The following is a 22,516-nucleotide window of genomic DNA, read 5'->3' as shown; positions in this document are numbered from 1 at the left end:
GCGGGTCACCCCTGAATCAGCCGGCCACCTCGGCGGTCCAGTCACGGACCAGTGCGACGAAGTCCGCCGGCCGTTCCATCGACGGCAGGTGCGCCACGTCGTCCCAGTCCACCCGCCGGACCCGGGGCGCACCGGCGCAGACCCGGCCGGCCGCGTCGTGGATGGTGTCCAGGTCGTGGCCGCCGACGAGGACCAGGACCGGCAGGTCCAGGTCGCCCAGCCGCTCCAGGGCCGGCGGCTCCAACTCCGTCTCGTCGACGTCGCCCCACGACTCGGTATTCTCGAACGCGTTGCGCTGCATGGTCCGGATAGCGGAGACCACCGACGGCGCGACGTCGGAAACGCTACGGCCGGGGCCGGCGACCCAGGTGGTGACGTTGGCTTCGACCGCCGCGTCGAGATCACCATCGGCCAGGGCCTTCTTCTCGGCGTCGAAGAAGCTGCGCAGGTCAGGGGTGAGTTCGGCCAGCAGGCTGCCACCGGGCGGGCACAGCACCAGCGACCGCACCAGCTCGGGCCGGGTCAGGGCGACCTCCGTGGCCACGCCGGACCCGAACGAGGCGCCGACGAGGTGGCACTGCGTGATGCCCAGCTGGTCCAACGTCGCGACGACGTCGGCGACATGGTCCAGCACCCCGTCCGGCCGGGTTGTCGACTCACCGAAGCCGCGCAGGTCGAACCGGACGACCGTATGATCGGCGGCCAGGTCACCCCAGACCGGATCCCACATCCGCCGGTCGGCGATGCCCGCGTGGACGAGGACGACGGGCAGACCGTCGTCCGGCGGGCCGCTCCGGTCATAGGCGATACCGGACGGGGTGTACAACGTGACAGTCATCGGTCTCCTGACCTGCTCGATTGTCGAACCAGCGGATTCAACCGTGGCCCTCGACCGACGGGCAACCCGTATTCGGCGGCGCAGATCCTGACCGTGCCCGCCCCGAACCGGCCCGGCACCGGCCAGGCAGGTGACCGGGGCCACAACCGGGCCGTCGAACTTTCCGGTGGTTCCGCACATCGTGCCCGCGTGACCGTGCGGACGGTGGACCCTGAGCAGCGGGGACCGGCGTTCCGCAGCCATCGAGCAGGGGGTTCTGATGACGGAGAACTATTCGACCGCGAAGGCGGCGCTCGCCTTCCTGTCGGGCATGGAAGATCTGGCGGCGGCGATTCCCGGCACGTACCGCGAGCGGGGCGCAAACGGCAGCCTGCTCGCCCTGACCCGCGCCATGGTTCCGGCGCTGAATCCCATCCTGAGTGCCGCCGCCACGCCCGACGCCGCCGAGATCGCCGCCCTGGCGGAGGTCGCCGCCCGGGAGTCCGGGCCGGCACCGTGGAGCATCCGGCTGCGCGGCGAGCCGACCCCGGAGATCGTGGCGACCGCGACCCGGTACGGCCTGACCACCACGTCCACCCAGCCGTTCATGCTCGAATCGCTCGACGGGTCCGGCCCGACGCGGCCCGAAACCGCCAGCGAGGTACGGGTACGCCGGCTGGCCGGGGCCGAGTCCGCCACCTTCGCCGCGGTACTCAGCGCGGGATTCGGCGCGCCGCCGGAGATGATCGCCGCCATCTACACGCCGGCGGTGTTGGACAGCCCCGGCACCTCGGCGTACGTCGCCGAGAACGACCGGGGTGTGCCCGTGTCGGCCGGCGTCGCCTTCCGCAACGACGGATTCCTCGGGTTGGCCAACATCTCGACGGTTCCCGAATTCCAGCGTCGGGGTTACGGGCGCGCTCTCACCGAGGTGATCCTCCGCGACGGTCGTACGGCGGGCGCCCACACCGCGTACCTGCACGCCAACGAGCCGTCCCTGCCGTTCTTCGAGAGCGTCGGATTCAGCACGACGGAACACTGGACGATGCTCAGCGCCTTCTGAGCGACCCAGGCCGCGAGGGTCGTACCGCGCACCAGAGGGGCCGAGCCGTAACCGTTGATCGCGTCTGGACGCCCGCCGGGTCGTTACGCCGGTTCGACGGGCAGCCAGAGCTGATGGGCCGTGGTGCTGAGGTCGTTCGTCGGCTTGAGCGCCGCGACGATCTCCGGGCCTGGCCGCAGACACCACGGGTTGGACGGGAACCACTCGGCCGCGGCCGCGGCCCAGGTCCTCTGCAGGGCCTGCGGATACGGCCCCGGGCTGCGGATGACCACCCAGATGCCGGCCGGGACCTCGATGATGTCGAGGTCGCCGGGGATCGGCGTATCCGGGGACACGGCGACCCCGTGCAGGTAGGTCAGCTCGCTGCCCTCGTCGTAGTCAGGGTGGAGGTCGTCGCAAACCGCGAGCAGGCCGCTCGGCTCAGTGTTGCCGAGTGCCCTCAGGCGCAGGTGTTCCTCCGCCGACAGTGCGGCGATGTGCTGCTGGATGTGCAGGTTGATGCCATGGTGGATCAGCGGAACGCGGGCCGCGTGCCCCACGAGCCGGAACGCGGGATGGTCGACTAAGCGGGCGTCCATGTGTTCGCTCCCTTCGACAGTCAGGCGGAACCTGAGCTGCGAACCTCGAATGACCCGGCGGAGTCGGTTGGGTCGAGATCATCGGACCTTTCCCCGATGTCAACCTTGATCGAAGGCGCACCGGTCGCGCCCGATGGCTGCGGTTCGGTCCGATGGTGCGCCGGCACTGTTGCCGCACACCCGATCGAAGCGGCGCAGAAAGTGTCGGGTGCTCGGGGGCGGTGCTGCCGCACGCTGGGGACATGGATGACACGACCTTGGTATCCCGTTTTCTTCGCGACGGCTTCGTGAAGTTGGAGGGCGCCGTCGCGCCACGCGTGGCCGCGGACTGCGCACGGCTACTGTGGCAGGAGACAGGCTGCGAACCGGACGATCCAGCGACGTGGACACAGCCCGTGCACTGGGTGGCCGGCATGGCACAGGGGCCGTTCGCCGCCGCACCCAACTCCCCGTTCCTCCACTACGCGTACGACCTCCTCGTCGGCGCGGGACGCTGGGAGCCGCGCTACTCGCTGGGCACGTTCCCGCTGCGCTTCCCGCACCAGGAGGAACCGGACGACGCGGGCTGGCACATCGAGGGCAGCTATCTGCCGGAGGGCGAGAGCTGGTATTTCACAAATGTTCGCTCCCGCGGCCGGGCGCTGCTGATGCTGTTCCTGTTCAGCGAGGTCGGTGAGGAGGACGCCCCGACCCGGATCCGGGTCGGCTCACACCTCGACGTGCCGAAGCTGTTGGAGAAGTACGGGGAGGACGGGGCGAGCGGGCTGGATCTTGCGCCCGACCTGATGGCGGCGTCCGACCACCGGCCGGTCGCCCTCGCCACCGGGTCCCCGGGCGACGTCTTCCTGTGCCATCCGTTCCTCGTGCACGCGGCGCAACCGCACCATGGGACGCGGCCGCGCTTCATGGCCCAGCCGCCGCTCATGCCGGCCGCGCCGTACGAATTGGAGCGGGCCGATGGTGCGTACTCGCCCGTAGAGATCGCGATCCGCCGAGGCCTTGGACAGGACACGCTCGGCGCGGCGGGCGGGCACGGGTGAGTCAGGTACGAGGAAGGCGGGGACAGCGGTGGGTCTGTCGGTGAGTAGCCGCAATGCGCGATTCCAACAGTGGGAGGCTCTCCTACGGAATCGGACCAAGCGGCAGCGTCACGGCGAGTTCCTCGTGCAGGGCGTGCGCCCGATCGCCATGGCCGTCGAACACCGCTGGCAGATCCGAGAGCTGCTCTACGACACCAGCGCTCAGCTGTCCGGCTGGGCGCGCGAGGTCCTGGACACGGTCCGAGCCGAGAAGATCGCCGTCTCCCGTGAACTGATGCACGAGCTGGGAGGTAAGGCGGACACGGTTCCAGAGCTGCTGGCCGTGGTCGCGCTGCCGGAGGACGACCTGTCTCGGATCCCGGCCGCGCCGGCCATGCTCACCGTCGTGTTCGATCGGCCCACCAGCCCCGGCAACATCGGCACCCTCGTCCGGTCCGCAGACGCCTTCGGCGCCTCCGGGGTCGTCATCACCGGCCATGCCGCCGACGTCTACGACCCGAAGGCGGTCCGGGCGAGCACCGGCTCGCTGTTCGCCCTACCCGTGGTCCGGGTGCCCTCGCACCAGGCCGTTCTGTCCTGGGTCGCTGACCTCCGCGCCAACGGCATCGGTATGAGCATCGTGGGTACCGATGAGCACGGCTCACTGGGTGCCGCCGAGTACGACTTCACGCAGCCCACGCTGACCTTGATCGGCAATGAGACCACCGGTCTCAGCTCCGGCTGGCGTGAGGCCTGCGACCAGCTCGTCCGGATCCCGATGTCCGGGTCCGCCAGCTCCCTGAACGCGGCGACCGCCGCGGCTGTCGTGCTGTACGAATCAGCACGACAGCGGACCGCTGCCGCTTCTGAGCGGTCCGAGCCGGGAGGGCGGTAGCGCCCTCCCGGCTCCCGCAACGGAGTACTAACGCCGGACCAGCGCCGGGGCCAGGGCCCGCAGCTGCGGCAGCAGCTCTGCCGGCCCGTCGACCAGCGGCTGGACGCAGACGTGATCGGCGCCTGCCTGGTGGTGCGCCCGGATCCGCTCCGCGATCGTCGCCGGGTCACCCCACGCCACGACCGCGTCGACCAGGGCGTCGCTGCCGCCGCCGGCCAGATCCTGCTCGGACCAACCGAGATCCCGCAGGTTGTTCACGTAGTTGGGCAGGCTCAGGTAGAGCGCCATGAACCGCCGGGCCTTCTCCCGGGCCGCGTCCGGATCGGTCTCCAGCACCACCGCCACCTCCGGTGCCAACAACGGCTCCGGCCCGAGGATCTTCCGGGCGTACGCCGTGTGTTCCACCGTGACGAAGTACGGGTGCGCGCCCGCGCTGCGCCGAGCCGCCAGCTCCAGCATCCCCTTACGTAGCGCGGCCAGCACCCGTGGCGCCCGCTGCGGCAGCGGCCCGGCGTACCCGGTCTGGTCCATCGCGTCGAGGTAGGCGCCCATCGCCGCGAGCGGTCGCGCGTAGTCGTGGCCCCGCATCTTGGCCAGCGGCGCGTGGCTCACCCCGAGCCCGAGCAGGAACCGACCGTCGTACGCCTCGGCGAGGGTGCTCGCGCCGTTCGCGGCGGCGGTGGCGTCCCGGACCCAGATGTTGGCGATGCCGGTGGCGACCACCAGCCGCCGGGTGGCGCCGAGCAGGATCGCCGAGTGGACGAGCGGCTCTTTGCTGTTCGGGGTCTCCCCCACCCAGAGCGCCCCGTAGCCCAGCTCCTCCACCTCGGCCGCGACCGTACGACCGAACTCGGCCGACTCCCCGCCGAGCACGCTCGTCCAGACCCCGACCGGGCCGATCCGCCGCTTCAGCTCGGCCGGATCGTCACCGGACCGCTGCTTTTCGACCATGGTCTTCTTCCCCCTACTCGGAACAATTCTCGTCGCCCCCGACCGTATGCCGCGGGTCGACCAGGCGCCCGGAGGCCACGCGATATCGGCTTCGAGCTCGACGGATCCGGATCGGGAAGCCCGGAGCGGAAGCCGCGGCACCCTGCTGCGGCTTCCGCTCCAACGCACTCAGTTGCCGGAAGGCTTCAGGCGCTCAGTTGCCGGATGCTGCGGCGATTGCGGCACGGACCTGCTGGGCGAACCCCCGAACGGTGTAGTCCGCCGGGAGACTGTCGATCAGCACGATGTCGGAGATCGAATTGTTGACCCGCAGCGGCAGGATCTCCTGGTACTCGGGGGAGTTGTACCACCGCTCGGCGGCGGCGCGGTCGGGAAACTCCATGAGGACCACCAGGCCGGGCCACGCGCCCTCCACGACGGTGGCCTCGCCGTTGGCGAGCCACTTGCCACCGTAGGGCTTCACCGTGGCCTCGACCTGCTCAAGGTAGGTCAAACCGGCCTCGTTCGGGATGCCGCCGGGGATGCGCAGATGATTGATCAGATAGGTGCTCATCTCAAACCCTTCAGGTCAGGCGGCAGACGCGCCGCAGCCGTTTAGATTATGAGCGTAATCCTATTGCGCCTCATCCGCCCACACCTGTGAGCTACCACGCAGGGCGCAGCAAAAACCGGCCTACGCGGAAACCCGCTTCCGCACGGCGCCGGCCAGGAGCCAGCCGGTGGCAAGCAGGACGCCGGGCAGCAGCCCGATCAGCGGCGGCAGCGCGGTCGGGCCGTACACCAGGGCCGGCAGCGGGCCGCGGACCTCGGGCAGGCCGCCGACCTGGTACGTCTCGTACGGCCCGCCCCGGCAGTCGACGGTGACCGGCCCCGCCGCCGGTACGTCGAAGGTGCCGAGCAGCACCGTCACGATGCTGTCGCTGTTGTCGGTGAACAGCACCGAGGGCTCGGACAGCCGCAGCCTGCCGCCCCCGGCATCGGTGAGGGTGCACTGGCCCGCCGACAGGTCGTCGCCGTAGAGCCGGAAGACGGCGTGCCTGCCGGGGCCGAGCGGCACGGCCGTCCGTGCGCCGCTGGCGACCGTCGCCGCGCCGGCCGGGACGAACCGTCCGGTGGCGAGTTCGGCGCCGACCCGGACGAACTCCGGCACCGCCCAGAGCCCGGCCAGACCGAGCGCGGCGACGAGAACCCACCGGCGACCCGACGGCGGCCGTACCCGGTTGTCGGGCGGCGTGGCCGTCGGGCGGCGGCGCAGCCCGAGGCCGTACCCGAACGCCCCGACGAGCGCCGGACCTGCCACGGCGGCCAGCCACCGGAGGATCGACCAGGGCCGGTTGTTGGTCAGGTCGGCGTCGAGCGGCACCACGTAGCGGTAGAGCAGATCGTTGACGAGCAGGGTGAGCAGGGTCAGCACCGTGCCACCCGCGAGAACGAGCAGCAGACGGCGACCGAGGGCGGACCGGTCCGTCTCCGCCGGGACCCGGATCCCGTACCGGTAGCCGAAGAGCAGCGCCACGCCGGCCGCGACAAGCGTCGCCGCTCCGGTCAGCTCCGACAGTTCCGGCCGGTAGCCCTCGTAGCTGCCGCTGTCGAGCCAGACCAGCGCGACGATCAGACCGGCCGGGATGCCGCCGAGCGCCACGGCGAACGGCGTCAGGGACGGGACGGGGCGCGACATCAACGCCAGGCTATCCGGACAGTCGGGGTCGTAACAGGTACGCCACGTCCAGCGCCCGACTGGCCGGCGAGGGGTCGCCGGGCTGCCAGTCCTCGGCGGTCCAGACGTCCGAGAGCACCGCCTGGACAAAACCCCAGGCGACGACCCGGTCGACCGGCATCGCCAGCTCGTCGGCGAGTTGTTCGACCCGGGCCGGGACCAGCGCCGTCAATGCCGGGTCCCGGTCGTCCGGCTCCGGGTTGTAGAGCAGCGCCCCGACTCCGTAACCGGGGTCGCCGAGGTAACCGTGCGGGTCGATCGCCAGCCACGGCTCCCGCTCGGCGCGCAGGATGTTGTCGTGGTGCAGGTCGCCGTGCAACACCACCTGGTCCGGCGCCGAGGCGCAGAGTTCCCGCATCAGGCCGTTGGCGGTCACGACCAGCTCGGTCGGGAGCGGGCCGCCGTCGCCGAACCGGGCCAGATGGTTGTCGAAACCCCGGGCCAGGGTCAACAGGTCGGGCAGCGGGCAGTCCGGCGGTGCCGGCACGGCGAGTTTCCGCAGTACCCCGGCGAGGATCGAGGTTGCCTCGGCGTCCCGGTGTGGCACCAGGTCACGCAGCCGGTCGCCGGGTTCGGCCCGCTCCAACAGCAGGGCACCCCGGTCGAGGTCGGCCCGGAGCAGGCGTACGGCGCCACGGCCGGCCCAGGCGGCGAGCGCCGGCGCCTCGGTACGCAGCGAGTCTCCGCTCGGCACCCCGAGCTTGAGCACCGCCCGCGTCCCGTCGGCGCAGGTCACCGCCGTTACGTAGTGGTACGACAGCTCGTACGGCCGGCCGTCGGGGGTCAACTGCCAGTCCCGGAAGACCTGGGCGAGTGTTTCCAGCAGGCCGGTGAGCCAGCGTCGGCCGTCCTCGCCCCAGACCGCCAGCACGTTGCGCGTCAACACCTCGGAGACCACAGTGCAGACGATATAGCCGCGCCGGTCGCACGGTGGGGACGGCGTGTACCGGGGTTCAACAGTATGCCGGAGAGTCATGATTATGACTCTCAGGCATGAACCGTGCCTGACATGTGCGTTCTCCCGGGCGGCGCCGCCGGCCGCTCAGGAGGTGACGTCCTTGCGGGTGAAGCGCCAGAAGGCGAGGCTCCAGAAGACGGTGGCGTAGGAGATCGCCGAGATGCAGCCCTTGACGATGTCGTCGGTCTGCACCGGCGTCGAGAGCAACCCGAGCCAGGCACTGCTGTAGTGCGTCGGCAGGAAGTCCCGCAGTACCCCGAGCGCGGTGATCTGGTCGAGGATGCTGGAGAGGATCCAGAGCAGCACGGCCCCGCCGACCGCGCCGAGCGCGGCGTCGGTGGTGACCGAGAGCAGGAACGCCAGCCCGGCCACCACCAACAGCACCACCGCCAGATAGCCGAGGATGCCGAGCAGCCGGAGCAGCCCCTCGCCGGCCGGGATCTGCGCGGCGACGGTGCTGCTCAGCGGCGACCAGCCGTACCGGAGGGTGCCGGCGAGCAGTGCGGTGCCGGCCAGCAGCAGCAGGGCCAGCAACGAGTACAACAGCGCGACCACCAGCTTCACCGCCAGCAGCCGGGCCCGGGGCACCGGTACGGCCAGCAGGTACCGCAGGCTTCCCCAGCTCGCCTCGCTGGCCACGGTGTCACCGCAGAACAACGCCACCACGACGACCAGCAGAAACGTCGAGGAGACCAGCAGCGCGAAGAGAGTGAAGTTCAAGCCACCGGAGGTGGCCAGCTCGATCAGGCTGCCGAACTCGCCGCCGCCGTTGTCGTCGTCCCCGTCACCGCCGAACTCGAACGCGACGAGGATGATCAACGGCAGCAGCACCATGAACCCGAGCGACAACTGGGTACGCCGCCGCGATGCCTGCCGGCGCCACTCGGTGGCGATCGACAGGGTGGCCCGGGGCCGGTAGCCGGCCGCCCCACCCGCCGCGTCCGGCGCCCCCGCACCCGAACCCGCCGAGTCCGGCGATCCCTCGCCCGCGACCTCGATGTCGACCATCACCGGTCCCCGCTTCCCCGTGAGTTCTCGCCGACCAGGGCGAGGAAGGCGTCCTCCAGCCGACGGCGGGGCACCACCCGGTCCACCCCGATCCCGGCCCGGACGAGTTCGGCGACGACCTCGCTGCGGGCGGTCCCGTTGGTGTCGACGACCAGGGCGCCGTTGCTCTCCGGCAGGACCCGTACCCCGGACAGCCCGTCGAGTACGGCCCGGGCCGCGTCCGGGTCGGAGACGTCGAACTGGGTGCTCGGCGACTCGCCGACGATCTCCTCCACCGCTCCCGAGGCGACGATCCGTCCCTTGTGTACGACCACCGCGTGGGTGCAGGTCTGCTCCACCTCGGCGAGCAGGTGACTGGAGACCAGCACCGCCCGGCCGTCGGTGGCGTACCGGCGCAGCACCCGGCGCATCTCGGCGATCTGCGGCGGGTCGAGCCCGTCGGTCGGCTCGTCGAGCACCAACAGCTCCGGCAGGCCGAGCATGGCCTGGGCGATGGCCAGCCGCTGCCGCATACCGTGGCTGTACTTGCGGATCTTGCGATGCACCGAGTCACCGAGTCCGGCGATCTCCAGCGCCTGTTCGAAGTGCGCGTCCGCCTCCGGGCGCCCGGTCGCCCGCCAGTACGCCTTCAGGTTCTCCAGACCGCTCAGGTGCGGCAGGAAGCCCGGCCCCTCGACCAGCGCGCCGATCCGGGACAGCACCGGCGAGCCGGGGACCAGCCGGTGCCCGAAGACGTGGATCTCGCCGGCGGTCGGCTGGGTCAGCCCCATCAGCACCCGCAACGTGGTGGTCTTGCCGGCGCCGTTCGGCCCGAGCAGACCCACCACCTGCCCCCGGTGCACCTCGAAGCCGATCCGGGAGACCGCGACGAAACCGTCCGCGTACTCCTTGCGCAGGTCGCGGACGACCAGCGGGGTGTCGGCGTACTCGGGATGCACCGAGGTGTCGTGCCGGCGGTGCCGGCGGCGGAGCACCGCGACGACCACGACGAGCCCGAGCACGATCGCGGCGAGCAGCCCGACCAGCGTCCAGCGCCAGAGCGCGGCCGGGGTGGCGATCGGTTCCCCGGTCACGGTCGGCAGGGCGACCACGGCCCGGGGCAGCGCCCCGTCCGCCGGGGCGGCACCCACCGGAGCGCCGAGTCCGACGGTGTAGGTGACCGGCTGGGCCGGGGTGGCGTACGCCTGGTCGGAGGTGGCGATCACGATCCGCAGCCGGTGCCCGGCCTCGATCCGGCGGACGATCGCCGGCAGGGTCACCTGGACCGGCTGGGCGGCGGTGATGTCGGCCGGCAGCCCGGTCAGCCGGACCGGGGCGACCAGGCCGTTCGAGAGCGCCGCCGGACCGTTCGGGTCGACGTCGTAGAGCTTGACGAAGAGCACGGCCTCACCGGTCGGCGAGGCGGCCCGGATCGGCACGGTCGGCGAGCCGACCACGTCGACCGCCTCGGTCAGCGGTGCCGACTCGAACCGGGCGTGCTGTCCGGGCAGGTCACCGGCGACCCCGTCGAGCAGCGAGGAGAAGCCGCCGGCGAACGGCAGCGCCGAGATCGCCGCCGGGTTGCCGTTCGGCGGGTTGGCGATCCGCTGCACCGGGCCGGCGACCGCGACGTCGGCCCGTCCGGTGCCCTCGACGCCCGGATAGTCGGTGGTGGAGAAGCCGGAGGCGACCAGCCCTCGGTCGAGGGCGTCGAAGCCGGCGATCCGCGACCAGGTGAAGCTGGTCGACGGGGTGGATCCGCCGCCCTTGACGTAGTGGTCGAGCCACTGGGCCATCAGGAACCGCACCCGGTCCTGGTCGCTCTGCGGGCCGGTGCCGCCGTCGTGTCCGCCGGTGAACCAGGCGACCCGGACCGGGGTGCCGTTCGCCGCGATCCCCCGGGCGTTGGCGTCCGCCTCGGCGAGCGGGAAGAGGGTGTCCGCCTCGCCCTGGACCAGCAGCGTGGGTGCCTTGATCCGGTCGAGGACCCCGGCCGGGCTGGACCGGCGCAGCAGCGCCACCGCCTCGGCGTCGGCCCGGCCGGTGGTGGCGATCCGCAGGTACGCCGCGCAGACGTCGGCGGCGAACCGCCCGCAGGCCGGGTCCGCGCCGGGGGCGGCCCCGGGCGGCGCACCGGGGACCGCGCCGAGCAGCGGGTCCCGGTTCGCCGGACCGTCGCCCGCACTGCCGTCGCTGCCGAAGAAGAGGCCGGCCCAGCCCTTCTTGAACACCCCGTCGACCGGTTCCCGACCGGTCGACTCCGGCAGGAACGAGCGGGCCAGGTCGTTCCAGGTGATCATCGGGACGATGGCGTCCACCCGCGGGTCCTGGGCGGCGAGCAGCAGGGCCAGGCCGCCGCCGTACGAGCCGCCGACCACGCCCACCCGGGGGTCACCGTCGCGGTCGCGGCGGATGTCCGGCCGGGCGGCGAGCCAGTCGAGCAGCCGGGCGGCGTCCCGTACCTCGTAGTCGGGGTTGTCCAGGTGGATCTGCCCACCGCTGCGCCCGAACCCCCGGGCGGTGTACGTCAACACCGCGTAACCGAGGTCGGCCAGGTCCTCGGCGTCGGCGCGTACCGACTGCTTGGTGCCGCCGAAGCCGTGCGCCAGCAGCACCGCCGGCACCGGACGGTCGGCGCTCGCCCCGTCCGGCAGCAGGAGCGTGGTGTCCAGTTCCACCGGTTCCGTACCGGTCGGGCCGGACCGCACGGTGATCATGGCATCGGTGGCCGACCAGGACGGCCGCTCCGGCCAGACCGCCCAGCCGACCAGGCCGCCGACCAGCACGAACACCGTCGCTCCGGCGACCACGCGACGCCGGGTCAACCGGGCCCGGACACGCCCGGCCGGGCGCAGGGCACGGCGGATCCGCGCCAGCGGTGAGGAAGGCATGGGCACCACCGTACGGTGTGGAACCTGAGGAGGGGCTGAGATCCGCCGTACGTTCGTCCGGCAACTCCGTTCGGCGGCGAAGGGTCCGACATCTGCGCCAGGTCAACCAATGTACGGCGAAGCAACTACGGATGCCGTGAATTCCGATGTTTCGGGGCAGCGCGGATCAATCGATGCATGCGCAAAGGCAACTATGTACAACGAGTCACATTTTCGGTCACCGGCCGTCACCCGTACTCAAGTGACGCATAACTGACTGCTCAGCCGCCATCCCAGACGTCCACCTTCGACTAGTTTTCCGGTCCGGTGGACGGGACCGGGCGGCCTCCCCATCCCCACCGCTCAGCTCCCCCCTCGCTGATGGAGATGGACGATGACAGTTCCCGCACAGCGGTCCCGGGGCGTGACGCACCGGGCCGGTGTCGTACTGCGAGCCCTGCTCGCGGTCGCCCTGCTGGCACCGGTCGGCGTGCTCTTCACCTCGACCTGGCGGGGCAACGACAAACAGCGCTCGGTGATCGAACTGGAGCGGGACGGAGTCGAATACCTGCGGGCCCTCGAACCGGTGATGCTCGCGCTGGTCGACGCCCGGGCCGGCGCCGTCGCGGGCCGGCCGGTCGACGCCGGCACGCTGCACCGCGCGGTCGAACACGCGCACACCGTCAACAACCGGCTCGGCGCCGAGCTCCGGGCCACCGAACGCTGGACCGGCATCCGTACCACCATCCAGGCCCTGCCGGACGCCGCCCCGACCGACCCGGTCCGGGCCTCCGCCGCGTACGGTGAGGTCGCCGACCTGCTGCTGGCGCTCTACGCCAAGGTACGGCAGAGTTCCGGGCTGGCCCGGGACCAGGCCGCCGACTCATTCCACCTGCAGGACGCCGTCGCCGACGAACTGCCGAGAGCGTTGGACGCCGCCGGACGCCTCGCCGACCTTGTGGTCCTGGCCTCCCGGCGCCCGGCGGGCGTCCAACCGGAACTCGCCACCACCCTCGCGCTGGCCCGCGCCGCCGCCCTCGGACCCGCGACCGATCTGCTGACCAACCTGCGGGCCGCGGTCGAGAACACCGAGAGCCGCACCCTCGGCGGCAACCTGCTCAGCCGGCTCGACAGCTACCAGCGGACCGTCGAGGTGCTCGCCGCGCTCGCCACCCCGGCCAACGGCGCCGAACTCATCCTCCCGGACCCGACCCGGGTCGCCTCCGCCCGGTCGGCCGCCCAGGTCAGCGGCGCCGAACTCGGCGTCATCATCCACGACGAACTCGACACCCTGCTGCGGGAGCGGGCCGACGACCTGGTCGGCGAACGCTGGCTCGGGATCGCCGCCCTGGTCTCGGCGGTACTACTGGTCCTGGCCCTGGTGGTCGTCACGGTGCTGGCCGCCCGCCGCCGCGTGCCGGTGGTCGTGGCCGGTACGCCGGCCGGGGCCGGTGCCAGCCCGACGGAGGCCACCGGACCGGCACCGGCCGGTACCGAGCCACCGACCGGACCGGCCCGCAACGGTCCGCCCCTGGCCGAGGCGCCGCTGATCGACCCGTCACTGCTCGACTCACCGCTGCTCGAACCGCCACCGCCGGGCGTACGGTGGGCCGACCCGGTACCGGTCGGCCAGGGAACGCCACACCGGGGACGCCCCGATGCTGCTCGGTAGGCTCCGGATCCGGGGCCGACTCGCCCTGCTCGTCATCATTCCGCTGCTCAGCACCATCGTCGTCGCCGTACCGCTGCTCGCCGGCCAGCTCGACTCGGCCCGCCGGGCGGCGGAAACCGTCGACACCACCCGCAACGCCGGCCGGGTCGGCACCCTCGTCCAGGACCTGCAGCGGGAACAGCTGCTCTCCGTCGGCTACCTGCTGGGTGCCGTCGACCGGACCGTGCTGATGCAGCAGACCGCGCAGGTCACCGACCGGATCGCCGACCTGCGGCTGGAACTCGGCGACACGCTGCCCGACGAGATCAGGACGGCGATCGACGGCGCGGGGCGGCTGACCGAGACCCGCGCCGGGATCCTCACCCGGCGGGCCGACCCCGGGAGGGTCGTCACCGACTTCGGGCAGGTGCACCGCGCACTCATCGACTCGCTCCGGCTGACCCGGGTCGCGGACCCGGCCACGCCGGAGGGGCGCCAGATGATCGCCCTGGACGCGATGCTCCGGACCGACGACTCGATCGCCACCTGCGCCGCCCTGGTCATCCTGATCGGCGGCACCCGCAGCACCGCCGCCGGCATCGCGTACGTCTCCGCCATGGCCCAGACGCAGGCCCACCTGGACCGGTTCCGCAGCTTCGCCACCCCGGCCCAGAACGACCTGTACCTGCTGGTCGAGCGGGCCACCGCGGCCCGGACCAACGCCGAGTTCCTCAACGCCGGCAGCCTGGACGTGGCCGGCGCCGTCGACGGGCTGAAGATGGAGGAACTCTTCCCGGCCGTCTCCTCACTGATCAACCTGGGTCAGTTCATCGAGAAGAAGATCGTCACCGACGTGGTCGCCGAGGTCACCGACCAGCGGCAGCGGGCGATCACCGGGGCGTACACGGTCGGCGCGCTGGTGCTGGTGCTGATCGCGCTGATGCTGCTGCTCAGCCTCGCGGTGGCCCGTACGGTCGCCCGACCGTTGACCCGGCTCACCGTCTCCGCCGACCGGATGGCCCGGGTCGCCGAGGCGGAACTGGTCCGGATCACCGACGACGAGTCCGAGTCGCCGGACCCGGTCCGGCTCGACCCGGTCGACGTACGCGGCCGGGACGAGATCGGCGACCTGGCCCGCGCCTTCGAACGGGTGCAGGGTACGGCCGCCCGGCTGGTCGAACGGCAGACCGCTGGCCGGCGGAACGTGGCGCAGATGTTCGGCCACGTCGGACGACGTACCCAGAACCTGGTCAACCGGCAGCTCGGCCTGATCGACCGACTGGAGCGGCAGGAGACCGATCCGACCCGGCTGCAGGACCTGTACCGGCTCGACCACGTCTCCAGCCGGCTGCGCCGCAACGCCAGCAGCCTGGTGGTGCTCTCCGGCGGGGCGGGCGGGGACGGGCACGTCGCCCCGCTCCCGCTCGGCGACGTGGTCCGGCTGGCGCTCGGTGAGATCGAGGACTACACCCGGGTCGACGTGCAGGTACGCCTCGACGTGAGCGTGACGCCCGGGGTGATCGGGGACCTCGTCCTCACCCTCGCCGAGCTGATGGAGAACGCCACCGCCTTCTCCCCGCCGCACACCCGGGTCACCGTGCTGGCCGAGGTCGTCCCCGGCGGCGTACGCCTCAACCTGGTCGACCACGGCATCGGCATGTCACCGGAGCGGCTGGCCGAGGAGAACGCCCGGCTGACCCGGCGGGAGCGGCTGGACCTCGCCCCGACCGAGGTGCTCGGGCTGTTCGTGGTCGGTCGACTCGCCCGCCGGCACGGTTGGCGGGTCACCCTGAGCGCGACCTCGGGCGGCGGGGTGACCGCCGGGGTGGAGATCGACGACCGGCTGCTGGTCACCCGGCCCACACCGGCGGAGCCGGAGCCGGAGCCGGCGCTGGTGCCGGCCGGTACGGTACTGCCGCCGGCCGTGGCGGACGTCGTGTTCGACACCGAACTGCTCTCCCGGGCGACCCGATCGCTGGCGTCCGGTCAGCCGTGGAACGCATTCCTGGTCAAGCAGCCGACCAGGGACTCGACACCGGCCCGCCCCGCGGCAGCCGGGCCAACCGCGATGGCCCGGCCCACCAGCAGCCCGGGACCCGCTCCGTCCGGATCCGGCACCGGACTGCGCCAGCGGGTCCCGGGCGCCCAACTACCGGCCGGCGCCCGTAGCCAGCGCCCCCGGCCGACCCCGGCCGACCCGGCGGTGGTCCGCGCGTTGATCGAGGACTTCGAAGCCGGGGTACGCCGCGCCCAGCAGGAGCAACGGCCGGTCCGGCCGACCACACCGTCCACGGCGCCTGCGGCGTCCATGGCGACCGCACCACCGGTCGCTCCGACCGCCACCACCTCGGCGTCGACCACGTCCAGCCCGACTCCGCCCCGACTCAACCGACGGGTCCCCGGAGCCAACCTGAGCGTGCCGCCACCACACCCGGCAACCGCCGCCATCGCGTCCGCCGGCTCGGAAGACCCCGAGCGGGTCCGCGAGCTGATCACCGAATTCGAGTCCGGCGTCGCCCGCGCGCTGAGCGAGGTCCGTGCCGAACACCGCCACGAAGAGGGAACCCAAGGATGAGCACTCCCTTCACCCGTACCGACCAGGACCAACCGGCGACCACGGCCGACGAGCTGAGCCCGGAGGCCCGTACCTTCAACTGGCTGCTCGACGCCTTCACCTCCAACACCGCCGGGGTCCGGGAGGCGATCGCGGTCTCCTCCGACGGCCTGCTGATGGCCATGTCGTCGATCAAGGACCGGTCCAACGCGGAACGGCTGGCCGCGGTGGTGTCCGGGATGACCAGCCTGGCCAGCGGGGCGGCCAACTGGTACACCCTCGGCGCGCTGAACCGGGTGGTGGTCGACATGACCGACGGCTACCTGCTGGTCAGCGCGATCAGCGCGGGCTCGGTGCTCGGCGTGGTCGCCGACCGGTCCGCCAACCTCGGCACCGTCGCGTACGAGATGACGCTCTTCGCCGGTCGGGCCGGCGGGGCGCTCACGCCGCGGCTCATCGTCGAGTTGAAGAACTCCGTGCAGTCGTGACCTGGCCCGCCTCGAACGAGGTGCCGGACCCGGAACCCGAGCCGGAGGTCGCCGCACCGACGGCTCGGATCCGTCCGTACCTGCAGGTCGCGCTGACCGGCGCGGAGGCCGAACCGGAGGACGGGGACGGTGGGCCCCCGCCGGCGGAACCCGCACCGACCGGGCTGCGCCCGTTCGTGCTCACCGCCGGCCGGGTCGCCGCGGTGGATCCGGCGATCAGTCTGGAGACCCAGGTGACCGCCAGGTACGACGACAGCTGCTGGACGGTCCCCCCGGTCAGCCGCCTCCCCTCCGAACTGCAGGAGATCGTCGCGCTCTGCGCCGAGCCGATGTCCGTGGCCGAGATCTCCGCCCGACTGCGACTGCACCTCGGCGTCACCAAGATCCTGGTCGGTGACCTCCGCGCCGCCGGCCACCTCGACGTACACCTCCGTGAGGCCGAGCACGCCCACGACCCCGAGCTGATTAGGCGAGTGATCGATGGACTTCGCGCGATCTCCTGACTGGTCCACCTCTCTCACCTCCGGCCCTCTGGGCAACAGCGCGCCCGGACGTTACGGCGGCCCGCCCGGTCACGGCCTCCAGATGGGCCGGGGTACGCCGGCCGGCTACGCCCCGCCCGCCCGGCACGTGCCGCGACACGGCGACGAGACGGTGGTCGGCGGTACGGCGCCCCGGTCCCGCCCGGAGCAGCGCCGGAGGACAAAGCCGCCGGTACCGGTGAAGATCCTGATCGCCGGTGGTTTCGGGGTCGGCAAGACCACCACCGTGGGCGCGATCTCGGAGATCGAACCGCTCACCACCGAGGCGGAGATGACCTCGGCCGGGATCGGCGTCGACGACCCCGGCATCCGGTCCGAGAAGACCACCACCACGGTCGCGATGGACTTCGGCTGCGTCACCATCGACCAGAGTCTGAAGCTCTACCTGTTCGGTACGCCGGGGCAGGCCCGGTTCGGCTTCATGTGGGACGACCTCGCCCTCGGTGCGCTCGGTGCACTGGTCGTCGTCGACAGTTCCCGGCTCGACGACTGCTATCCCGCGATCGACTACCTGGAGCGGGCCCGGCTGCCCTTTGTCGTCGCGGTCAACGCCTTCGACGGTCAGATCAGCCACGACCTGACCCAGATCCGGTGGGCCCTGGCGATCGGGGACGGCGTACCACTCATCCGGTTCGACGCCCGGGATCGGCTGTCCGTACGGGATGCCTTACTCATCGTGCTGGATCGGGCGCTGGATCGCGCGATCCGGGAGCGGGAGACTTAGGCCGGCGGCGCTCCGATCGGTTCGGTCGGCGTCGGCCGGGAAAGGTGAATCCGATGAGGGGCGAACTCGACGACGCGCTGGCCCGGATGGAACGGCGTGAGGCGTTGCAACGGCGGCTGGCGCAGGAGGCGGCGATCCGGGCCGGGTCACCCGTCGACGAGGTGACCGAGGCGGTCCAGCGGGTCGTCGCCCAGTATCCGGCGGTGGCGGTCACCATGTGGGTCGCCGACGGGCCGAACATCTCGGCGATGCACGTCGCGTGGGAGAACGGCACGGTGACCGTACGGCCAGCCGCCGAGCCGGCCCTGCCGAGCGCCGGGCAGCCGCCGCAGTCCTGGCCGATGTCGGTCCGGACGGTGCCGAACTGGTCAACCCCGGAGGACCCGCCGGCCCCGGACGCCGCCGCCCGGCTCGCCGAGATGATCCGACGGGACCCGTCACTGCTCGGCCCGGACGACGACCGCCGCTGACCCGGCCCCCGCGACCCGCAGGAGTCAGGAAGGGGCGCCAGGAGCCAGGTAGCGGCCCTTCCACCGCAGGAAGCGATAACCGGAGGCCCTTCCGCACACCCGGTAGTCTCGGCGGGGTGACCGGTCCGGATCTCACCCTCACCGCCAGTCTGCGGCCGGCCGCGCTGGACGCCCGGCGGGGCATCGTCCGGCTGCATCCGGAGGTGCTGACCGCGCTCGACCTGCACTCCGGCGACCCGGTCCGGATGACCGGCCGACGGGTGACCGCCGGGATCGTGGCCCGGGCGGAGTCGACGGCGAGCCGGGCCCTGCTCTACGCCGACGACCTGACCCTCGGCAACCTCGGGGTACGGGACGGCAGCCAAGTGGTGGTCGCGCCGATACCGGTGGTGGCGGCCCGCCGGGTGCTGCTGACCGGCCCGCCCGAGATCGCCGCCGCCGTCTCTCCGGAGATGCTCCGGCTCGCCCTGCTCGGCAAGGTGGTGACCAGCGGCGACGACGTGTCGCTGCTGCCGCAGGACGTCCTTCCGGACGCGGCGGTCCGGACCCTGGTCGAGGCGGCCCGGCGCAGCCTCGCCAACACCGTCGGCTACGCCTGGACGAGCACCCTGCTGACCGTGACCGAGGCGGAGCCGGGCCCGGAGCACGGCACCGACACCGGGGAGCCGGTCTCCGTGCTGGTCACCATGGACAGCGTGGTCGGCTGGCGGCACGGCCACACCACACCCGGCGACGGCCCGACCGAACTGCGGGCGGTGACCGGCGGCGTGCGTACCGCCGGTGGCTGGCCGGGGACGGTGTCCTGGTCGGCGGGAACCACCGCCGGGGCGGACGACCGGACCACCGGCGGGCCGGGAGCGACCCCGGCCGGGGCGGGCGCCGAGCCGGTCGCCCCGGCCCTGGACGACCTGCCCGGACTGCGTAGTCAGGCGGAGGAACTGACCGAACTGCTCGACCTCGGCTTCCACCACCGGGAGGTGCTCGGCCGGCTGGGCACCACCGTGTCGCTCGGCGTACTCGTCACCGGGCCGGCCGGTTCGGGCAAGTCTGCGCTGGTGCGGGCGGTCGCGCACGCGGTCGACGCCCGGGTGGCGGCACTCTGGGCGCCCGAGGTCGCCGCGCTGACCAACGACGCCGCCGCCCGCCGGCTCCGCGAGATCTTCGCCTCGGGCCGCGACCACGCCGGGCCGGCGGTGCTGCTGGTCTCGGACGTGGACGCGCTCGTCCCACGCGAGGCCCCGGGACCGGTCGGTACGGTGTTCCGCCAACTCCTGGGCACCGCCGTCCGGGCCGGTACGGCGGTGGTCTGCACCACCAGCCGCCCCGAGTCGGTGGACCCGTCACTGCGCGCCCCCGACCTGCTCTCGGTGGAGATCGCCGTACCGCTGCCGGACGCGGCGCTGCGTCGCGAACAGTTGACCGTGCTGACCCGGGGGATGCCGCTGGCCGAGGACGTCCGGCTGGACGAGGTCGCCGCCCGTACGCCGGGATTCGTCGCCGCCGACCTGGCCGCGCTGGCCCGCGAGGCCGGAGTGCGCGCGGCGCTGCGCCAGAAGGAGGCAGAGTCGCCGACGGTGGCGATGGCCGACTTCACCGCCGCCCTGGAGGTGGTCCGGCCGACCTCGATGGCCGAGTCGTCGGTGCTGGAGCTCGCCGGGGTGACCCTGGACGACGTCGGGGACATGGCGGAGGTCAAGGAGACGCTGACCGAGTCGGTGCTCTGGCCGTTGAACTACCCGGACACGTTCGCCCGGCTCGGCGTGCAGCCGCCGCGTGGGGTGCTGCTCTACGGCCCGCCCGGCTGCGGCAAGACCTTCCTGGTCAGTGCGCTCGCCGGGACCGGACGGGCGAACGTGCTCTCGGTCAAGGGTGCCGAGTTGCTGTCGAAGTGGGTGGGCGAGAGCGAGCGGGCGGTCCGGGAGCTGTTCCGGCGGGCCCGGGAGGCCGCGCCGACGCTGGTCTTCCTCGACGAGGTGGACGCGCTGGCACCGGTCCGGGGGCAGGCCACCGACGGCGGTACGACGGACCGGGTGGTCGCCGCCCTGCTCACCGAACTCGACGGGGTGGAGACGCTGCGCAACGTGGTGGTGGTCGGGGCGACGAACCGGCCGGACCTGGTGGATCCGGCGCTGCTGCGGCCGGGCCGGCTGGAACGTCTGGTGTACGTGCCGCCGCCGGACGGCGCCGCCCGGGCCGAGATCCTCCGGGCCGCGTCCCGGTCGGTGCCGCTCGCCGACGAGGTGGACCTGGCCGCGCTCGGCGGGGAACTCGACGGCTTCTCCGCCGCTGACTGTGCCGCCCTGGTCCGGGAGGCGGCGCTGGCCGCGATGCGCGAGTCGCTGGAGGCGACGACGGTCCGGGCCGAGCATGTGGCGGCGGCCCGGGAACGGGTCCGACCGTCCCTGGACCCGGCCCAGGTCGCCTGGCTGGCGGCGTACGCGGCACAGCGCTGAGCCGGTCAGGCCGGGTTGAGCGCCTGCATGATCGTGTGGGTGGGCTGGTACTCCCGCCAGTGCAGCAGCTTGCCGTCCCGGGCCCGGAGCACGCCGACGAACGGGGCGCTCGCGGTCGCCCCGGTGGCCGGCACCGTCGCGACGAGTTCGTACTCCACGACGATCACCTCCGGGTCGGTGGTCTGGTGGACGACCACGTTGCGGCAGTCGTCGAACCGGATCGGCAACGCGGCCCGGCCGGCCCGGGTGAAGTCGAGGATCTGGGCCCGGCCCTGGATCCGGGTCGGCTGCCCGGGTGCCGCCATCGGCATCTCCAGCACCGCCTCGTCGGCGAGTTGGTCCGGCTCGAACGTCACGTCGTTGGCCAGCCAACGCTGGCGCATCTCGGCGAAGACGTCTCGGGGCGTGGTCATGGTGGTGCCACCTCCGATTAAGGTGAGTGGAGACTCGACTTAACCGACGATAGTGAGTCATGACTCATCTTTCAAGGAGGGATTCCAGCATGCCCCCGCCCCGTACCGCCGGTCCGGACCGGCCGATGCGCGCGGACGCCCGCCGTAACCGGGTCCGCATCCTCGAAGCCGCCGAACAGGTCTTCGCCGAGCAGGGATCGTCCGGGTCGACCGAGGAGGTGGCGAGACGTGCCGGAGTGGCGATCGGCACCGTGTTCCGGCACTTTCCGACCAAGGACGACCTGCTCGCCGCCATCATGAAGAACCTGCTCGAACAGCTCGTGGCAGAGGCCGGGGCGCTCAGCGACAGCGAGCCGCGTACCGCGCTGTTCACGTTCTTCACCCGGATCGTCGAACAGGCCGCCGCCAGGAAGGCCGTGGTCGACCTCCTCGCCCAGACCGGCGTCGAGATCATGATCCCCGAACTGGTCACGGTCTTCACCGGGGCGGTCGACGACATGCTGCGGCAGGCCCAGACGGCCGGCACGGTCGATCCGGAGGTACACCTGCCCGAGGTCATGGCACTGCTGGCCAGCACCAGTCAGGGCGCGTTGCACGGCGGTTGGGACGCCGAACTGCGCCGCCGCACCCTCGACATCGTCTTCGCCGGCCTGACACCGAGGGCGGACCGGGCCCGCTGACCGGCGCGACGCTGACCCGCGCGCCGGGCAGCACGTCTACCACCGGTAACCGGGACTCCGGTCACCGCCGACCCGTCAACCGGCGTCGAGCAGGTCCACGTCCTCGCTGACCCCGAGTCGGATCTCAGCGCGGACCGCCGGACCGTCCTGGACGAGCACGGCGCCGCCGCGGCGCAGCAGGCTGACCGCCGGCAGGTTGTCCGGCCGGGTGTCGGCGACCACCCGCCGGGCGCCGGCCCCGATCGCCTCGGCAAGCACCAGCCGTAACGCGATCAGCCCGATGCCCTGGCCCCGGGTCGACTTGCCCAGCCACATCCCGGTCTCCAGGGTTCCCGGCTCGTCCCGGCGACCCAGCCTGATCATGCCGACCACGTCGCCGTCCTGCTCGATGGCGTACATCAGGTTGCCGGTCGGACCGTCCAGGCCGCCGAAATGCGAGCGGTAGAACGCTCGGAACGCGTCCATCCGGGCCTGTGACCAGCCGGCGGGCGCGTCGACCGGCGGCATGACCTCGTCCGGCTCGGCCTCGGCGACCGCCACCGAGAGCAACGGTTCGAGGTTCTGCTCGTTTACCGGCGTCAGCCGTACCTCACGGGTCACGGCTCCGATGTTTCTCGCCCCGGTCCGGCCCCGTCCACCGATTTGCCCGGCCCGCACCGTTCGGCCGATCCGCTTCGCACCGGCCG

General features: G+C 72.2%; 21 protein-coding genes. 11 read left to right on the top strand and 10 right to left on the bottom strand.

Annotated features, from left to right (window positions below):
- Window positions 1-16: 16 nt before the first annotated feature.
- On the bottom strand, window positions 17-838 hold the full coding sequence (locus tag ABGB21_RS13080) for an alpha/beta hydrolase (protein WP_347651647.1): 822 nt from the start codon (window positions 836-838) through the stop codon (window positions 17-19).
- A gap of 259 nt (window positions 839-1,097) precedes the next feature.
- On the opposite strand from ABGB21_RS13080, the gene ABGB21_RS13075 reads away from it, so the two are divergent.
- Window positions 1,098-1,880 (top strand): GNAT family N-acetyltransferase, encoded by a 783-nt coding sequence (locus ABGB21_RS13075; protein ID WP_347651646.1) that lies wholly within the window; start codon window positions 1,098-1,100, stop codon window positions 1,878-1,880.
- A gap of 83 nt (window positions 1,881-1,963) precedes the next feature.
- Here the strand turns inward: ABGB21_RS13075 and ABGB21_RS13070 are convergent, their stop codons facing one another.
- The gene (locus ABGB21_RS13070; RefSeq protein ID WP_347651645.1) at window positions 1,964-2,458 is read right to left on the bottom strand and encodes a GyrI-like domain-containing protein; all 495 of its coding nucleotides are present in this window, start codon (window positions 2,456-2,458) and stop codon (window positions 1,964-1,966) included.
- A gap of 413 nt (window positions 2,459-2,871) precedes the next feature.
- Between ABGB21_RS13070 and ABGB21_RS13065 the strand changes: the two genes are divergently transcribed.
- Complete coding sequence (locus ABGB21_RS13065; RefSeq protein WP_347677884.1) at window positions 2,872-3,498, top strand: phytanoyl-CoA dioxygenase family protein; 627 nt, start codon at window positions 2,872-2,874, stop codon at window positions 3,496-3,498.
- A 34-nt stretch (window positions 3,499-3,532) separates the two neighbouring features.
- Window positions 3,533-4,372 carry an RNA methyltransferase gene (locus tag ABGB21_RS13060; RefSeq protein WP_347651695.1) on the top strand — a complete coding sequence of 280 codons (840 nt, stop codon included), beginning with the start codon at window positions 3,533-3,535 and terminating at the stop codon, window positions 4,370-4,372.
- Between the two features lie 27 nt (window positions 4,373-4,399).
- Here the strand turns inward: ABGB21_RS13060 and ABGB21_RS13055 are convergent, their stop codons facing one another.
- The 6 genes from ABGB21_RS13055 to ABGB21_RS13030 all read right to left on the bottom strand — a co-directional run bounded on the left by ABGB21_RS13055 (window position 4,400) and on the right by ABGB21_RS13030 (window position 11,876).
- On the bottom strand, window positions 4,400-5,323 hold the full coding sequence (locus tag ABGB21_RS13055) for an LLM class F420-dependent oxidoreductase (RefSeq protein ID WP_347651643.1): 924 nt from the start codon (window positions 5,321-5,323) through the stop codon (window positions 4,400-4,402).
- A 193-nt stretch (window positions 5,324-5,516) separates the two neighbouring features.
- Window positions 5,517-5,876 carry a DUF1330 domain-containing protein gene (locus tag ABGB21_RS13050; RefSeq protein WP_347651642.1) on the bottom strand — a complete coding sequence of 120 codons (360 nt, stop codon included), beginning with the start codon at window positions 5,874-5,876 and terminating at the stop codon, window positions 5,517-5,519.
- Between the two features lie 120 nt (window positions 5,877-5,996).
- A complete protein-coding gene (locus ABGB21_RS13045; RefSeq protein WP_347651641.1) occupies window positions 5,997-7,001 on the bottom strand; it encodes a hypothetical protein in 1,005 nt (334 codons plus the stop codon).
- 10 nt (window positions 7,002-7,011) lie between these two features.
- A complete protein-coding gene (locus ABGB21_RS13040) occupies window positions 7,012-7,938 on the bottom strand; it encodes an aminoglycoside phosphotransferase family protein (protein ID WP_347651640.1) in 927 nt (308 codons plus the stop codon).
- A gap of 144 nt (window positions 7,939-8,082) precedes the next feature.
- Window positions 8,083-9,006, bottom strand: a complete 924-nt coding sequence (locus ABGB21_RS13035; protein WP_347651639.1) for an ABC transporter permease subunit — start codon at window positions 9,004-9,006, stop codon at window positions 8,083-8,085.
- On the bottom strand, window positions 9,006-11,876 hold the full coding sequence (locus tag ABGB21_RS13030) for an alpha/beta fold hydrolase (protein ID WP_347677882.1): 2,871 nt from the start codon (window positions 11,874-11,876) through the stop codon (window positions 9,006-9,008). The genes ABGB21_RS13035 and ABGB21_RS13030 overlap by 1 nt, the downstream gene beginning before the upstream one ends.
- Before the next feature lie 373 nt (window positions 11,877-12,249).
- On the opposite strand from ABGB21_RS13030, the gene ABGB21_RS13025 reads away from it, so the two are divergent.
- The 7 genes from ABGB21_RS13025 to ABGB21_RS12995 all read left to right on the top strand — a co-directional run bounded on the left by ABGB21_RS13025 (window position 12,250) and on the right by ABGB21_RS12995 (window position 20,737).
- Window positions 12,250-13,527: a hypothetical protein gene (locus ABGB21_RS13025; RefSeq protein WP_347651637.1), complete on the top strand. Its 1,278-nt coding sequence runs from the start codon at window positions 12,250-12,252 to the stop codon at window positions 13,525-13,527.
- Entirely contained in the window at window positions 13,514-16,081 is a 2,568-nt protein-coding gene (locus ABGB21_RS13020) for a nitrate- and nitrite sensing domain-containing protein (RefSeq protein WP_347677880.1), read from the top strand. The genes ABGB21_RS13025 and ABGB21_RS13020 overlap by 14 nt, the downstream gene beginning before the upstream one ends.
- On the top strand, window positions 16,078-16,548 hold the full coding sequence (locus tag ABGB21_RS13015; RefSeq protein WP_331214328.1) for a roadblock/LC7 domain-containing protein: 471 nt from the start codon (window positions 16,078-16,080) through the stop codon (window positions 16,546-16,548). The genes ABGB21_RS13020 and ABGB21_RS13015 overlap by 4 nt, the downstream gene beginning before the upstream one ends.
- Window positions 16,545-17,051: a DUF742 domain-containing protein gene (locus ABGB21_RS13010; RefSeq protein WP_347651635.1), complete on the top strand. Its 507-nt coding sequence runs from the start codon at window positions 16,545-16,547 to the stop codon at window positions 17,049-17,051. The genes ABGB21_RS13015 and ABGB21_RS13010 overlap by 4 nt, the downstream gene beginning before the upstream one ends.
- 82 nt (window positions 17,052-17,133) lie before the next feature.
- On the top strand, window positions 17,134-17,814 hold the full coding sequence (locus tag ABGB21_RS13005) for an ATP/GTP-binding protein (protein WP_347651634.1): 681 nt from the start codon (window positions 17,134-17,136) through the stop codon (window positions 17,812-17,814).
- Window positions 17,815-17,867: 53 nt separating this feature from the next.
- Window positions 17,868-18,284, top strand: coding sequence for a hypothetical protein (locus ABGB21_RS13000; protein WP_347651633.1), 417 nt, complete (start codon window positions 17,868-17,870; stop codon window positions 18,282-18,284).
- Between the two features lie 116 nt (window positions 18,285-18,400).
- Window positions 18,401-20,737: an AAA family ATPase gene (locus ABGB21_RS12995; protein WP_347677878.1), complete on the top strand. Its 2,337-nt coding sequence runs from the start codon at window positions 18,401-18,403 to the stop codon at window positions 20,735-20,737.
- Between the two features lie 5 nt (window positions 20,738-20,742).
- On the opposite strand, the gene ABGB21_RS12990 is transcribed toward ABGB21_RS12995, so the two are convergent.
- Complete coding sequence (locus tag ABGB21_RS12990) at window positions 20,743-21,150, bottom strand: nuclear transport factor 2 family protein (protein WP_347677876.1); 408 nt, start codon at window positions 21,148-21,150, stop codon at window positions 20,743-20,745.
- Window positions 21,151-21,239: 89 nt separating this feature from the next.
- On the opposite strand from ABGB21_RS12990, the gene ABGB21_RS12985 reads away from it, so the two are divergent.
- Complete coding sequence (locus tag ABGB21_RS12985) at window positions 21,240-21,830, top strand: TetR/AcrR family transcriptional regulator (RefSeq protein WP_347677874.1); 591 nt, start codon at window positions 21,240-21,242, stop codon at window positions 21,828-21,830.
- A gap of 75 nt (window positions 21,831-21,905) precedes the next feature.
- On the opposite strand, the gene ABGB21_RS12980 is transcribed toward ABGB21_RS12985, so the two are convergent.
- A complete protein-coding gene (locus ABGB21_RS12980) occupies window positions 21,906-22,430 on the bottom strand; it encodes a GNAT family N-acetyltransferase (RefSeq protein ID WP_347677872.1) in 525 nt (174 codons plus the stop codon).
- Between the last annotated feature and the right edge of the window lie 86 nt (window positions 22,431-22,516).

This window comes from Plantactinospora sp. B24E8 (genome assembly GCF_039871735.1).
Classification (GTDB): Bacteria; Actinomycetota; Actinomycetes; order Mycobacteriales; family Micromonosporaceae; genus Plantactinospora.
This window is presented reverse-complemented; position numbering and strand designations above follow the sequence as displayed.